The sequence below is a fragment of the Streptosporangium sp. NPDC004379 genome, from assembly GCF_042873875.1.
Lineage (GTDB): Bacteria > Actinomycetota > Actinomycetes > Streptosporangiales > Streptosporangiaceae > Streptosporangium.
Genome location: NZ_JBIAMC010000011.1, coordinates 1 through 14,469 on the forward strand (window position 1 = coordinate 1; position 14,469 = coordinate 14,469).

The 14,469-nt window shown below is 71.1% G+C and carries 8 protein-coding genes; 6 read left to right on the top strand and 2 right to left on the bottom strand.

Annotated features, from left to right (window positions below):
* Positions 1 to 706: 706 nt before the first annotated feature.
* Complete coding sequence (locus tag ACFYSC_RS23255) at positions 707 to 1,981, top strand: cytochrome P450 (RefSeq protein WP_389965230.1); 1,275 nt, start codon at positions 707 to 709, stop codon at positions 1,979 to 1,981.
* A 37-nt stretch (positions 1,982 to 2,018) separates the two neighbouring features.
* Here the strand turns inward: ACFYSC_RS23255 and ACFYSC_RS23260 are convergent, their stop codons facing one another.
* On the bottom strand, positions 2,019 to 3,827 hold the full coding sequence (locus ACFYSC_RS23260; protein ID WP_389965233.1) for a hypothetical protein: 1,809 nt from the start codon (positions 3,825 to 3,827) through the stop codon (positions 2,019 to 2,021).
* Between the two features lie 549 nt (positions 3,828 to 4,376).
* Between ACFYSC_RS23260 and leuS the strand changes: the two genes are divergently transcribed.
* Together leuS and otr(A) are read left to right on the top strand one after the other, a co-directional pair.
* Complete coding sequence (gene leuS / locus ACFYSC_RS23265; protein WP_389965236.1) at positions 4,377 to 6,863, top strand: leucine--tRNA ligase; 2,487 nt, start codon at positions 4,377 to 4,379, stop codon at positions 6,861 to 6,863.
* Positions 6,864 to 7,166: 303 nt separating this feature from the next.
* The gene (gene otr(A) / locus ACFYSC_RS23270; RefSeq protein ID WP_389965239.1) at positions 7,167 to 9,143 is read left to right on the top strand and encodes a tetracycline resistance ribosomal protection protein Otr(A); all 1,977 of its coding nucleotides are present in this window, start codon (positions 7,167 to 7,169) and stop codon (positions 9,141 to 9,143) included.
* Positions 9,144 to 9,354: 211 nt separating this feature from the next.
* On the opposite strand, the gene lexA is transcribed toward otr(A), so the two are convergent.
* Positions 9,355 to 10,059 carry a transcriptional repressor LexA gene (gene lexA / locus ACFYSC_RS23275; RefSeq protein WP_362942734.1) on the bottom strand — a complete coding sequence of 235 codons (705 nt, stop codon included), beginning with the start codon at positions 10,057 to 10,059 and terminating at the stop codon, positions 9,355 to 9,357.
* A 210-nt stretch (positions 10,060 to 10,269) separates the two neighbouring features.
* On the opposite strand from lexA, the gene ACFYSC_RS23280 reads away from it, so the two are divergent.
* The 3 genes from ACFYSC_RS23280 to ACFYSC_RS23290 all read left to right on the top strand — a co-directional run bounded on the left by ACFYSC_RS23280 (position 10,270) and on the right by ACFYSC_RS23290 (position 14,406).
* Entirely contained in the window at positions 10,270 to 10,545 is a 276-nt protein-coding gene (locus tag ACFYSC_RS23280; RefSeq protein WP_389965243.1) for a hypothetical protein, read from the top strand.
* Between the two features lie 428 nt (positions 10,546 to 10,973).
* On the top strand, positions 10,974 to 11,441 hold the full coding sequence (gene nrdR / locus ACFYSC_RS23285; RefSeq protein WP_389965246.1) for a transcriptional regulator NrdR: 468 nt from the start codon (positions 10,974 to 10,976) through the stop codon (positions 11,439 to 11,441).
* Between the two features lie 94 nt (positions 11,442 to 11,535).
* Positions 11,536 to 14,406, top strand: a complete 2,871-nt coding sequence (locus tag ACFYSC_RS23290; protein ID WP_389965249.1) for a vitamin B12-dependent ribonucleotide reductase — start codon at positions 11,536 to 11,538, stop codon at positions 14,404 to 14,406.
* Positions 14,407 to 14,469 lie beyond the last annotated feature (63 nt).

Below are 14,469 nucleotides of genomic sequence, written 5' to 3' on the forward strand. Positions count from 1 at the left end.
CCCGGGACCAGGCCGGAGGCCGGTCGGCACCGGACATCAGCCACAGCGCCGGCCGGAACACCCACCCACCGCAGCGCGAACCACCGACCAGCACGATAACCGCCGGTTCGCCCAAGCCAGAGGAGACGTCCCGGCTCAAAGGGGGTTGGAGCACCGCCTGCCGGTTCGGAAAGAACCGGTCAGCCGGTCAGCCGGTCCACCTGGCCGGGCGAAGGCGGACGTTCGTCGTTGAGGCGTTCGGCGAGTGCGGGAAGCAGCCTGCCGATCGCATTCTTGGTTCGGCTTTAACCGCCCTGTCGCGCGTATGCCTCACCCCGTAGACGGGAGCCGTCGCGAAGGACTTGCGCGGAGTCGTACGGGTTCCGCAGGCAGTCGTCCGTCATGCCGCTGGTTCAGGGTTCGGGCCGTTCCGGTCTGGTCGGCGGGAAGATCGTGTGGCAGGATCGACAAACCGAACTCTGTTCTAGTGGAGGTGGTGTGACGGTTCCGCGGAAGACGTCGATCCATCGGACATCGCCTTCCCGGGACGGCCGGCGCTGACGGACGATCACGTCGCCGCATGCCCGGCCGGGGCCGGTCCGCTTCGCTGGGGCGAAGACCGGTCGCGCCTCCCCGGACCACCTCGCCGAGAGCATCGGACGCTTCACCCGCGACTTTCGACAACCCTCCATTGACCCGATCGAGACCTGCGAAAATGATGGGCACTATGAGCGTGACGCCAGCCGAGCGGAAGCCGATCGTCTCCGCGAGCGACTTCGATCTTTCCGACTACGATTTCTGGGCCAGGCCCATGGCGGAGCGGGAGCATGCCTTCCGGTTGCTGCGCGAGCTTCCCAGTCCGGCGTTCTACCAGGAGCCGGAGGTCTCCTTCGCTCCTCGCGGTCTCGGCTACTACGCGCTGGTCAGGCACGCCGACATCCTGGAGGCCAGCCGTACGCCCGAGGTCTTCCGCTCGGGGGAGGGTGGGGCCACCAACATCCCGGACATGCCACCGGAGTTCACCGAGTACTTCGGGTCGATGATCAACATGGACGACCCGCGGCACGCCCGGCTCCGCCGGATCGTCTCCCGGGCGTTCACCCCCAAGATGATCAAGCAGTTCGAGGCCGACGTCGACGCGGCCGCCGCACGGATCGTGGACGACCTGCTCGTCACCGGCCCGGGCTGCGACTTCGTCACCGAGGTCGCGGCCAAGCTCCCGCTGAAGATCATCTGTGACATGATGGGCATCCCGGAGGACCGGTACGGCTTCGTCTTCGACCGCTCGAACACGATCCTCGGCGGCTTCGACCCCGAGTACGGCGGCGGCAACACGACCTCGGTCGCCGAGAAGCTGCTCACCGCCGGGATGGAGCTTCAGCAGCTCGTCCAGGACCTCGCCGCCTCGCGGGTCGAAGAGCCCACCGGAGATCTCACCTCGTCGCTGGTCAACGCCAACATCGACGGGGAGAAGCTCACCGCGCAGGAGCTCGGGTCGTTCTTCATCCTGCTGGTCGTGGCCGGCAACGAGACCACCCGCAACGCCATCTCGCACGGCCTGCGCCTGCTCACCCGCAATCCCGACCAGCGCGCACTGCTGCTCGCGGACCTCGACGGCCGCCTTCCCGGCGCGGTGGAGGAGATCGTCCGCCTGGCCTCACCGGTGAACTTCATGCGCCGGAAGGTGATGCGGGACCACGAGATGAACGGCCACCTCTACCGCGAGGGGGAGAAGGTGGTCCTGTACTACTGGGCGGCCAACCGCGACGAGAGCGTCTTCGCCGACCCGCTCCGCTTCGACATCACCCGCAGTCCCAACCCCCACGTGGGCTTCGGCGGTCCCGGTCCGCACTTCTGCCTCGGCGCGCACCTGGCCCGCCGCGAGATCACCGTGATGCTCCGCGAGCTGCTGCGCAGGGTGCCGGACATCGAGGGCGGCGGGCCCGAGCGCCTCCACTCCAGCTTCATCAACGGCATCAAGCACATGACCTGCGAGTTCTGACCCGGAGACCCCGGGATCGCCGGGGTCTCCCCGGATGTCAGGAGGCCGCGGGCTTGATCGACGTGAAGACGGTGTTGATGTCGGGCAGCAGTTCCTTCTTGCCGTCCGGCACCGACATGTAGACGACCGAGGGCAGCTGGGCTCCGGTGTTCACGGCCGCCACCACCATGGTGGTCTTCGTCTCCCCGGCGGTGATCTCGTAGGCGGCGAGCTGCGCCGGGTGCCCGCCGACCTTCAGCGTCTGCTGGGCGATCTTGCGGGCGGTGTTCTCCTGGGGGAAGAACTTGCCGCGGGCGGCCGAGGCCACCGCGTTGATCACCGGAGCGAGCCTGCCGTCGACGTACTTGCTCTTCATCCGGGCCGAGAGCGGACCGGACATCACCTGGGCGAACTGCGGCTTGCCCGCCGTGTCGGAGCCGGCGGGGACGTACTGGCGGGTGTCGAAGCCGTAGGAGGTCTGTACGGCCGGCCGCTGGTCCAGCCGCCAGGGGCCGCCGAGCCTGGGCACGCTGATCGCCGCGGCCTGGTCGGACAGGGTGCCGGAGACCGGGGACGCCTTGCCGGGGAAGCGCGGCAGGCGAGACGTCGACCTGCTCTTGGCGGGGTTCTTCGCGGCGGCCGAGGGCTTGGTCTGCGGGGCGGCGGTCTCGGGGTCGTCCTTGCCGGAGGCGAGCGGTCCGGCCAGGAACGCCCAGAGCACCACACCGACCAGCGCGACCACGGCGGAGCCGGCGAGCGCGTAGATCCAGACCGGCCTGCCCCGGCCTTCGAGGTCGTCCTCGTCGCCCATGGCCTGGTAGTTGTCGCCGAAGACGGTGTCCCACAGCTCCTGCTGGCGCTCCGGGGGCGGGGTCTTCGGGCCGCTGATCTGGCCCGCCGTGACGAACGGCCGGTTGGGGTCGGAGGGGTCGCGGCTGAGGTGGCCGCCCGGCTGGCCCGCGCCCTGCCGGGGGTCCTGCTGCGGACCGCCGTTACCTCCGCCGGGGAAGGGCTGGCCGGCCTGACCGGGCATCCCCTGGCCCGGCATCCCCTGGCCCGGCATGCCCTGCGGGGGCATCCCCTGGCCGGGGCCGTTCCACCCGGGCGCGGGGTGCGCGGGGGCCTCCGGCGGGGCGCCCGCGGCCTGGGCCCAGCCGCCGGGCTGGGGCCCGCTCCCCGTGGGGCCGCCCTCCGGGGAGGGGCGGAAGGGGTCTCGGGAGCCGAACGGGTCGGGGTTGGACAGCGGGTCGCGGTTGAACGGGTCGGGATCGGTGAGGGGATCCCGGCGGCCGAGGGGGCCGGGGTTCGCGCCTGGCGGATTCGTCGGGGAGGGGGAGTAGACGGGCATCGCCGCGGTGGCGCCCGGCTCGGTGTGCCAGCCGGTGCCGGACGCCGGGGACGTCGGGGACGCTGCGTTCCAGCCGTTCTCACCGGAGCCGTCACGGGACGGCGGGCCGTTGCGCCACTGCTCGCCCCCCGGGGGAGAGCCGGGGGCCTGAGGATCGGCCGGGGGCTGCGCGCCGAAGGCCTGCTGCCAGGAGCCGCTGCCGGGCACGCCGGTCCGCCAGGAGTCGCCGCCGGACGGCGAGTCGCCGCCCTGGCCGCCGGACCGCCGCGCGTCCGGGGCCTGCGGGCCGGGTGTTCGCGGGTCGGGCGCCTGCCGCCGGAAGACGTCGTCGCCCTGCGCCATCGCGGCCTGCCAGCCGTTGCCCGGCGAGGTCTGCCCGGCGCCTCCGGCCTGGGAGACGTCCTGCGGACGGGGCAGTCGCGGGCCGGTGCCGAGGGGGTCGTCCGCCCAGCCGGGAGGGTCGGCCGGTTGCGGCCACGCCGGGGGCGGGCTCGACTGGCTGGACTGCTCCGAAGCCATTGCTTCCGTACCTCCTGCGCGGGCGCCCGAATTGTGGGTATTGGGCATGGTCTCATGCGGGGCGGGATGGTTCCCAGGGAAACCAGAGAATCCCCCCCTGAACTGGAGACCGGTGGGATCGGTCGGCGGGTCCTGCAACGGCAGACCGGCCTCGGAGGGGTCCGGGCCCTGCCCCGGCTCGACTGAGTGTGCCACGGTGAGAAGAGTAAACGGGCGAGGCAGGTGAGGCCGTAACGGACGCATCGCCATCGGATCTCGGCCCACCCGTATCCGATGCCCTGGCCCATTCTGCCGGGCCGTGGCCCCGGATTCCAGGGATTCGCCGCGAGCGAAGGCATTCCGGGTCGTGAACGCCATGAACCCGGCTTGCGAACTGCGATAGTCTTGACATATGCGTGCCGCGGCCCTGCTGCTTACCGGGCCGCACCGGCCTTCCCGGGGCTAGACGCCCTGCCGGTGCGGCTGCCCTTCGCGTGAACGCGAAGGGTTTTTCTATTGGGCCGGATGGGTCAGATCACCTACGCATACGTATACCGAGGGAAGATTGACGTGAGCGAGCGAGCCGACATACAGAGCGACGAGCAGCACTACGACCCGCAGGCACTGCAGGCCAAGTGGCAGCGGCGGTGGGAGGAGCTGCAGCCCTTCCGCGCCGACGACGACCCGGCCGACACCCGCGAGCGGTACTACGTGCTCGACATGTTCCCCTATCCCTCGGGCGACCTGCACATGGGCCACGCCGAGGCGTTCGCCATCGGCGACGTTGTGGCGCGCTACCGGCTGCAGCGCGGCGACAACGTGCTGCACCCCATCGGCTGGGACTCCTTCGGCCTGCCCGCCGAGAACGCCGCGATCAAGCGGAACGCCCACCCGGCCGAGTGGACCTACGCCAACATCGACACCCAGGCGAACTCCTTCAAGCGCTACGGGATCTCCTTCGACTGGTCGCGCCGCCTGCACACCAGCGACCCGGAGTACTACCGCTGGACCCAGTGGCTGTTCAACCGCTTCTTCGAGCGCGGCCTGGCCCACCGCAAGGGCGGTCTGGTCAACTGGTGCCCCGCCGACCAGACCGTGCTGGCCAACGAGCAGGTCAAGGACGGCAGGTGCGAGCGGTGCGGCGCCGAGGTCGTCCGCCGCGAGCTGACCCAGTGGTATTTCAAGATCACTGACTACGCCGACCGGCTGCTGGACGACATGGCCCAGCTGGAGGGCCAGTGGCCCGAGCGCGTGCTGACCATGCAGCGCAACTGGATCGGCCGCTCCGAGGGCGCCGACGTCGACTTCGCGGTCGAGGGCCGCGACGAGCCGGTCACCGTGTACACCACCCGCCCCGACACCCTGTACGGCGCGACCTTCTTCGTGGTCGCCCCGGACGCCCCGCTGGCCGAGGAGATCGTCTCCGAGGAGCAGCGGGAGGCGTTCGAGGCGTACCGCGCCGAGGTGGCCAAGCTGTCGGACATCGACCGGCTGTCCACCGAGAAGGAGAAGACCGGCGTCTTCCTGGGCCGCCACGCGATCAACCCGGTCACCGGCGAGCGCATGCCGGTCTGGGCGGCCGACTACGTGCTGTCCGACTACGGCCACGGCGCCATCATGGCCGTCCCCGCGCACGACCAGCGTGACCTGGACTTCGCCCGCGCCTTCGACCTGCCGGTCCGGGTCGTCGTGCACACCGGCCTGGCCGACCCGGGTGAGACCGGCGTCGCCACCGCGGGGGAGGGCACCCTGGTCAACTCCGGCCCGCTGGACGGGCTGAGCAAGGCCGAGGCGATCAGGAAGATCATCGAGGTGCTGGCCGAGCGCGGCACCGGACGGTCCACGGTCAACTTCCGGCTGCGCGACTGGCTGCTGTCCCGCCAGCGCTTCTGGGGCTGCCCGATCCCGATCATCCACTGTCCGGACTGCGGCGAGGTGCCGGTCCCGGACGACCAGCTGCCGGTCACCCTGCCCGACCTGCGCGGCGAGGCCCTGGCGCCCAAGGGCGTCTCCCCGCTGGCCTCGGCCGACGACTGGGTCAAGGTCGCCTGCCCCAAGTGCGGCGGCTCCGCGCGGCGGGACACCGACACGATGGACACCTTCGTCGACTCCTCCTGGTACTTCCTGCGCTACGTGGACCCCTCCTACGAGGAGGGTCCGTTCGACGTGGAGAAGCTGCGCCTGTGGGGGCCGGTCGACCAGTACGTCGGCGGCGTCGAGCACGCGGTGCTGCACCTGCTGTACGCGCGGTTCTTCACCAAGGTCCTGCACGACATGGGCCTGGTCGGCTTCACCGAGCCCTTCCGGCGGCTGCTGAACCAGGGCCAGGTCATCAACCAGGGCAAGGCGATGTCGAAGTCGCTGGGCAACGGCGTGGACCTGGGCGAGCAGATCGACGCCTACGGTGTGGACGCCGTCCGGCTGACCGTGGTGTTCGCCGGCCCGCCGGAGGACGACATCGACTGGGCCGACGTCTCCCCGGCCGCGTCGCAGAAGTTCCTGGCCCGCGCCTTCCGCGTCATGGCCGAGGCCGGCACGGCCTCCGCCCCCGGCGCCGACGTCTCCACCGGTGACCTGGAGCTGCGCCGGTTCACCCACCGGACCGTCGACGAGGTCACCAAGCTGGTCGAGTCCCACCGCTTCAACGTCGCGGTGGCCCGCCTGATGGAGCTGACGAGCGCGGCCCGCAAGGCCATCGACGCCGGTCCCGGCGCCGCCGATCCGGCGGTCCGCGAGGCGGCCGAGGCGCTGGCGGTCATGCTGTCGCTGGTCGCGCCGTACACCGCCGAGGAGGGCTGGGAGCGGCTGGGCCACCCCGCGTCGGTGGCCAGGGCGGGCTGGCCCGCGGTCGACCCGGCCCTGCTGGTCCAGGAGTCGGTCACCTGCGTGGTGCAGGTCGCGGGCAAGGTCCGCGACCGGCTGGAGGTCTCCCCGGAGATCTCCGAAGCCGAGCTGGAGACGCTGGCGCTGGCCTCGGACAAGGTCCGGGCCTTCCTGGACGGTGACCCGCGCAAGGTCATCGTCCGCGCGCCGAAGCTGGTCAACATCGTCCCCTGACACGGCTCGGACCGCCCCCGGAGCGGGCGGTCCGGCACGTGTGCCTCCCGGGTGCCGCCACAGGGCCCGGGAACGGGCCCGTCGTCCTCCCGGACGGCGGGCCCGCTCGCGTTCGGCCCGGGTACCGCGACCCTCCGCCGGAGCCGCGATCCGGCCCGCCCGGATATCGCCTCGAAGATCGGGTGGATCGGTGACAGGATGGCGGCGACAGGACGGACGATCACAGGGAGCACGGCATGCGGCGCGTCTTCGGAATCTCACAGTGCCCTGTAGGACCAGAGCTCCCGAGGACTTCGACCGCCTGTGCCCACCATCAACATCGGTATCCTCGCGCACGTCGACGCGGGTAAGACCAGCCTCACCGAGCGCCTGCTGTTCGACACCGGAGTCATCGACCGTCTCGGCAGCGTCGACGGCGGCAGCACCCAGACCGACACCGGTGACATCGAACGGCAGCGCGGCATCACCATCCGTTCCGGGGTCGCCTCCTTCGGCGTCGGCGACCTGCGGATCAACCTGATCGACACCCCCGGTCACTCCGACTTCATCGCCGAGGTCGAGCGGGCCCTGCGCGTGCTCGACGGCGCGGTCCTCGTCCTGTCCGCCGTGGAGGGCGTGCAGGCACAGACCCGCGTCCTGATGAGGACGCTGCGGGAGATGCGCCTGCCAACCCTGATCTTCGTCAACAAGGTCGACAGATCCGGCGCCCGTCCCGACGGGACGACGGCGGACATCCGGCGAAGACTGGCGCCGCACGTCGTTCCGATGAGCTCCGTCCGGCGGGCGGGAACCCCCGCCGTCCGCGTCACGCCGAACTCCCTGGACGAGCCCGGTTTCCGCGCCCGGGTGGCGGAGGTCCTCGCCGAGAACGACGACGCGCTGCTCGCGGCCCTCGTCGACGGCCCGCCTCCGACGCCCGATGAGCTGGGGGTGAAGATACGCGCCCAGGTCGCCGCAGGCCTGCTCCACCCGGTCTTCTTCGGTTCGGCCCTGGCCGGTCAGGGCGTCGGGACGCTGATCGACGGGATCGCCCGTCTGCTGCCGCCCGGCTGCGACGCCGGAGGGACCGGTGCACGCGGCACCGTCTTCGCCATCGAGCGCGGAGGCGCGGGGGAGAAGATCGCCTACGTGCGGATGCACGCCGGTGAGCTGCGCGCCCGGCAACGCGTCACCCTCCACCGCGGAGAACCGGACGGTGGCGTCAGCGAGCATCCCGGCCAGGTCACCGTCCTGCGCGTCGTCGGTTCCGCGGAGCAGGGACCGCACCGGCTGACGGCGGGGGACATCGCCAAGGTATGGGGACTCTCCGGGGTGCGGGTCGGAGACCAGATCGGTTCCGCGTACGGGCTCGCCCGGCGGCCGCGCTTCGCCCCGCCCGGTCTGGAGACCGTCGTCCGGCCGGCACGGCCCGGTCAGGAGGCGCGGCTGCACGCCGCGCTGCTGAGCCTGGCCCAGCAGGATCCGCTCATCCACACGCACGTCACCCCCGAGGGGGAGACCTCGGTGCTGCTGTACGGGGAGGTCCAGAAGGAGGTGATCGCGGCGATGCTCCTGCGCGACTTCGGGGTCGAGGCCGTCTTCGAGCCGAGCCGTACGGTGTACCTGGAGCGGCCGACGGGGACGGGGGAGGCCGTCGAGGAGATCAGCCGTCACGGGCGCAACGACTTCTACGCGACCGTCGGGCTGCGCGTCGAGCCGGGCGTGACCGGATCGGGGCTCGCCTTCCGGCGGGAGGTGGAGCTCGGATCGCTCCCGCGTCCCTTCCACCGGGCGATCGAGGAGGCCGTCCGCGACACCCTCCGGCAGGGGATGCACGGCTGGGCGGTGATCGACTGCGTCGTCACCCTGACCCGGACGGGCTTCGCGCCTCCGCTCAGCACGGCCGGGGATTTCCGGCACCTCACTCCGCTCGTCCTGATGCGGGCGCTGGCCGCCGCCGGGACCCGCGTCCACGAGCCGTGTCACGCCTTCGAACTGGAGATCCCCGCCGACACGCTGAGCGCGGTCACCGCACTGCTCGCCGAGCACGGGGCGGAGACGGCGGCCTCCGCCGGGGGACCGGAGACGTGGTCGCTGAAGGGGGACATCCCCGCGCGCAGGGTGCGGGAGGTGAAGCGCCGGCTTCCCGGCCTGTCGCGGGGCGAGGGGATCTGGTGGTCGGGGCCGGCCGGTGACCGGCCGGTCACCGGCCCGCCTCCCCACCGCGCGCGGTCGGACGGCAACCCGCTCGATCGCGTGGAGTATCTCCGCCATCTCGCGCAGCGCGGCGGGGTGCGGTGAGGGCGGTGCCGAGGACGGCGGTGCCGAGGACGGCGGTGCCGAGGACGGCGGTGGCGAGGACGGCGGTGGCGAGGACGGCGGCGCCCGCCGTTCCGGCATCCGGTGACGGCGCGTGGGGCGGCGGGAGGAAGAACAGGACGCGGAGGCCGATGGGCCCGTGAAAAGGAGCGGGCCCCGGTGGAGACCGGGGCCCGCTCCTCCAGGGAAGGGTCTAAAGCTTGCGCAGCACCGCGACGACCTTGCCCAGGACGGTCGCCTCGTCGCCGGGGATCGGGTCGTAGTTCGGGTTGTGCGGGACCAGCCAGACGTGGCCGCCCTTGCGCTTGAAGGTCTTCACCGTGGCCTCGCCGTCGATCATCGCGGCGACCACGTCGCCGTTGTCGGCCACGGGCTGCTGGCGGACGACGACCCAGTCGCCGTCGGCGATGGCGGCCTCGATCATCGAGTCGCCGGCCACCTGGAGCAGGAAGAGCGTGCCCTCGCCGACGAGCTGCTTGGGCAGCGCGAAGACGTCCTCGACGCTCTCCTCGGCGAGGATCGGGCCGCCCGCGGCGATCCGGCCGACGAGCGGGACATAGGCCGCGGTGGGGCGGCTGACGCCCTCCTGGGCGGCGTCCGGGTCCACCCACAGCACCGGCTCGCCGGGGAGGCGTACCTCGAGCGCGCGGGGACGGTGCGGGTCGCGGCGCAGATAGCCCTTGCGCTGCAACGCCGTCAGCTGGTGCGACACGCTGGAGGTGCTGGTGAGCTGCACCGCCTCGCCGATCTCCCGCATGGACGGCGGGTAGCCGCGCTGCTGCACCGAGTCGCGGATCACCTCAAGGATCTTCCGCTGCCTGGGGGTGAGGCCGAGGGAGTCACGTCTGCGCACCGCCAGGTCGTTGACGGCCGAACCGTTCTCGTCGTGCTCGCTCATGCGATCTCCTTGCCTCCCGGTCTGCATTGCCCGTGTCGCCCACAGCGACCGTACCGCCGTCGAAGATCATGTTCAAACAACTGTTCGAGTCTTCCTCGAAATGACCGACGGCGTGGTGTACAACATCGTACGGGAGTTCGATCGACATCGTGTTCGATTCGCCGATCTTTCCTCGACGTGTGTTCGACCAGGTCGGAGGGGGTGGTCAATATGAAGGCGACCGCGGCGGAGATGGCGGCGCCACGATCCCGGCGGCGGCCCGGCCGCAGGCCCGGGCCGCCGGGGAACGTCCGATACCCTGGTGCGCCGGTCCGGCTCACCAGGCGGGGCAGGGTCGTCGTGCTGGCGGTCCTCACGCTCGTCACCCTGGGGGCGCTGTGGCTCGGTCCCCGTATCGACACGACCCTCGGGGTCGGCTATCCGGGGTGCGCCGACTCCTCGTCGGTCCCGGCCCGCGACGCCGGGCCCCGGCAGGCGGCGCCGTGATCACCGTGACGGCGCGTCCCGGAGGGTGACCGCGCGTCCCGGCGGCCGGCGTCCCGGCCGCCGGGACGCGGCGGCCTCAGGGTGCGGCCTCAGGGTGTGGTGGCTTCGTGGGGCGTGGGGGCGAAAGGGGCATAGGGGGTGTTACCGCCGTGACCGCCGGGGCAGGAGGGGGCGACACGCCGGGTCGGCGCGCTGATCAGCGACTTCGGCGCGCGGGGCCCGGCTGACTTGCGTTCATGGTCGGACCCTCCTACCGTTGGACCACAACATCTAGTGGCTCCACCGGTGAACTTCACCATAGATTGTGTTTTCGTTACCGCATTTCGACCCTTGGAAGACGTGCGCGCGCGCCCCTGCCATGGGGTTTGCGGGAAACACGAGGCGAAACACAGGGCGCGGGCCACCTGCAGGCCAAGGAGGCGACCCGCGTGCACTGTCCGTTCTGTCGTCACCCGGACACGCGGGTCATCGACAGCCGGTCCACCGACGACGGCGGCGCCATCCGCCGCAGGCGCACGTGCCCCGAATGCGGCCGCAGGTTCACCACGCAGGAGACCGTCCTGCTCATGGTCAGCAAGCGCAGCGGGGTCACCGAGCCGTTCTTCCGGGACAAGGTGATCGCCGGAGTGCGGCGGGCGTGCCAGGGGCGTCCGGTGAGCGAGGACTCCCTCGCCCAGCTGGGCCAGCGGGTGGAGGAGAGCATCCGCGCGACGGGAGCGGCCGAGATCGCCGCCCCCGAGGTGGGGCTGGCGATCCTGGGCCCGCTGCGCGAGCTGGACGAGGTGGCGTACCTCCGGTTCGCCTCCGTCTACCGCGGCTTCGAGACCCTGGCCGACTTCGAGGCCGAGATCGAGCAGTTGCGCGCGGAACGCTCCGCCAAGCAGGACCGAAACTGAATCCGAACCCCGGGCGCCGGGGGCCAGAGCGGCGCGTTGATGTGGTCCGACTCGTGGGTTCCGCGAAAAGGCGGGGCCCCGGAAGGGGGAAGTCATGACGGAGACGGTCAGCGGTACGGCCGCGGGCGGGGGCAGGCGGCTGCGCAAGGGGCTGAAGATGAAGCGCATCTTCACCACCCCCGGAGTGCATCCCTACGACGAGGTGTCCTGGGAACGCCGTGACGTCGTCATGACCAACTGGCGGGACGGCTCGATCAACTTCGAGCAGCGGGGCGTGGAGTTCCCCGAGTCCTGGTCGGTCAACGCCGCCAACATCGTGACCACCAAGTACTTCCGTGGCGCGGTCGGCACCCCGCAGCGCGAGTGGAGCCTCAAGCAGCTGATCGACCGCGTGGTGGGCGTCTACACCAGGACCGCGGTGGAGAACGGCTACTTCGCCACCGACGAGGACGCCGAGATCTTCGACCACGAGCTCAAGCACGCCCTGGTCAACCAGGTGTTCAGCTTCAACTCGCCGGTGTGGTTCAACGTGGGCACCGCCTCGCCGCAGCAGGTGAGCGCCTGCTTCATCCTCGCCGTCGACGACACCATGGAGTCGATCCTCGACTGGTACAAGGAAGAGGGCGTGATCTTCAAGGGCGGTTCGGGCTCCGGCGTGAACCTCTCCCGGATCCGCTCCTCCAAGGAACTGCTCTCCAGCGGTGGTACGGCCAGCGGCCCGGTCTCCTTCATGCGCGGTGCGGACGCCTCCGCGGGCACCATCAAGTCCGGCGGCGCGACCCGCCGCGCGGCCAAGATGGTCGTCCTGGACGTCGACCACCCCGACGTCGAGGAGTTCATCGAGACCAAGGCGCGCGAGGAGGACAAGGTCCGCGCGCTGCGCGACGCCGGGTTCGACATGGACCTGGGCGGCAAGGACATCGTCTCCGTCCAGTACCAGAACGCCAACAACTCCGTGCGCGTCTCCGACGAGTTCATGCGCGCGGTGGAGGACGGCGACCGGTTCGGCCTGCGCGCCCGCCTCACCGGCGAGGTCATCGAGACGATCGACGCCCGCGACCTGTTCCGCAAGATGGCCAAGGCCGCCTGGGAGTGCGCCGACCCGGGCGTCCAGTACGACGACACGATCAACGACTGGCACACCAGCCCCGAGACGGGCCGCATCACCGCCAGCAACCCGTGCTCGGAGTACCTCCACCTGGACAACTCCTCCTGCAACCTCGCCAGCATCAACCTGCTGAAGTTCCTCAAGGACGACGAGACCTTCGACGTCGCGAGCTTCGTGAAGGTGACCGAGCTGGTCATCACCGCGATGGACGTCTCCATCACGTTCGCCGACTTCCCGACCGAGAAGATCGCCGAGACCACCCGCGCCTACCGTCAGCTCGGCATCGGTTACGCCAACCTCGGCGCGCTGCTCATGGCCACCGGCCACGCCTACGACTCCGACGGCGGCCGGGCCATCGCCGGCGCCATCACCTCGCTGATGACCGGCGTCTCCTACCGCCGCAGCGCCGAGCTGGCCGGGGTCGTGGGACCGTACGACGGCTACGCCCGCAACACCGAGGCCCACAAGCGCGTCATGCGCAAGCACGCCGCGGCCAACGACGACCTGCGCACGCTGGACGCCATGGACAAGGGCCTCCACGCCGAGGCGACCCGTCAGTGGGCCGACTGCCTGAAGCTGGGGGAGAAGAACGGCTACCGCAACGCCCAGGCGTCGCTGCTGGCGCCCACCGGCACCATCGGCCTGATGATGGACTGCGACACCACCGGCATCGAGCCCGACCTCGCCCTGGTGAAGTTCAAGAAGCTCGTGGGCGGCGGCTCCATGCAGATCGTCAACCAGACGATCCCGCGGGCCCTGCGCCGCCTGGGCTACCAGGAGGAGCAGGTCGAGGCGATCGTCGAGTACATCGCCGCCAACGGCCACGTCGTGGACGCCCCCGGCCTGCGGCTCGAACACTACGAGGTGTTCGACTGCGCCATGGGCGAGCGGGCGATCGCCCCCATGGGCCACGTGCGCATGATGGCCGCCGTCCAGCCGTTCCTGTCCGGAGCCATCTCCAAGACGGTCAACCTGCCCGAGTCGGCCACGATCGAGGACATCGAGCAGGTCTACATGGCCGGCTGGAAGCTCGGCCTCAAGGCCCTGGCGGTCTACCGCGACAACTGCAAGGTCGGCCAGCCGCTGTCGGCCGGGGGGAAGAAGGCCGAGGACAAGACGGCCGGGCAGGTCGCCGAGCCGGCCGCGCAGCCGCAGGTCCAGATCGTGGAGGTGGGCCGTCCGACCCGCCGCCGGATGCCGAACCAGCGTCCCAGCACCACCACCCGCTTCACCGTGGGCGGTGCCAAGGGCTACATGACCGCCTCGTCCTACCCCGACGACGGTCTCGGCGAGGTCTTCCTGAAGATGTCCAAGCAGGGCTCGACCCTCGCCGGCGTCATGGACGCCTTCTCGGTCGCCATCTCCATCGGCCTGCAGTACGGCGTGCCGCTGGAGACCTACGTCAGCAAGTTCGTCAACATGCGGTTCGACCCGGCGGGCATGACCGACGACCCGGACATCCGCATGGCCGCCTCGGTGATGGACTACATCTTCCGCCGCCTGGCGCTGGACCACCTGCCCTACGACGAGCGGGCGGCCCTGGGCATCTTCTCCGCCTCCGAGCGGGCCGCCCAGCAGCGCGGTGAGGACCCGGCCCCGCTGCACGCCGCCGAGGTCATCGCCGAGCTGGCCACCTCGGCGCCGATCGAGCAGGCCAGGTCCGGGGAGGACACCGGCGTCGCCGACGCCGCGGACGTCCCCGCGGCCGAGGCCCGGCCGGAGCGCGGCGGCTCCCTGGAGTCCCACCAGGGCCGCACCGCCGACGCGCCGCTCTGCATGACCTGCGGCACCAAGATGCGCCCGGCCGGCAGCTGCTACGTCTGCGAGGGCTGCGGCTCCACCAGCGGCTGCAGCTGATCGCGGCACCTCCTCGCGGAGTCAGGGGGCGGTGCGCCCGGCGGACGGCCGGGTGCACCGCCC

Excerpts from the sequence above, each read along its gene's own strand:
- ACFYSC_RS23260 (WP_389965233.1), bottom strand. The coding sequence starts at position 3,827 with ATGGCTTCGGAGCAGTCCAGCCAGTCGAGCCCGCCCCCGGCGTGGCCG.
- ACFYSC_RS23290 (WP_389965249.1), top strand. The coding sequence starts at position 11,536 with ATGACGGAGACGGTCAGCGGTACGGCCGCGGGCGGGGGCAGGCGGCTG.
- ACFYSC_RS23280 (WP_389965243.1), top strand. The coding sequence starts at position 10,270 with ATGAAGGCGACCGCGGCGGAGATGGCGGCGCCACGATCCCGGCGGCGG.
- ACFYSC_RS23255 (WP_389965230.1), top strand. The coding sequence starts at position 707 with ATGAGCGTGACGCCAGCCGAGCGGAAGCCGATCGTCTCCGCGAGCGAC.
- lexA (WP_362942734.1), bottom strand. The coding sequence starts at position 10,059 with ATGAGCGAGCACGACGAGAACGGTTCGGCCGTCAACGACCTGGCGGTG.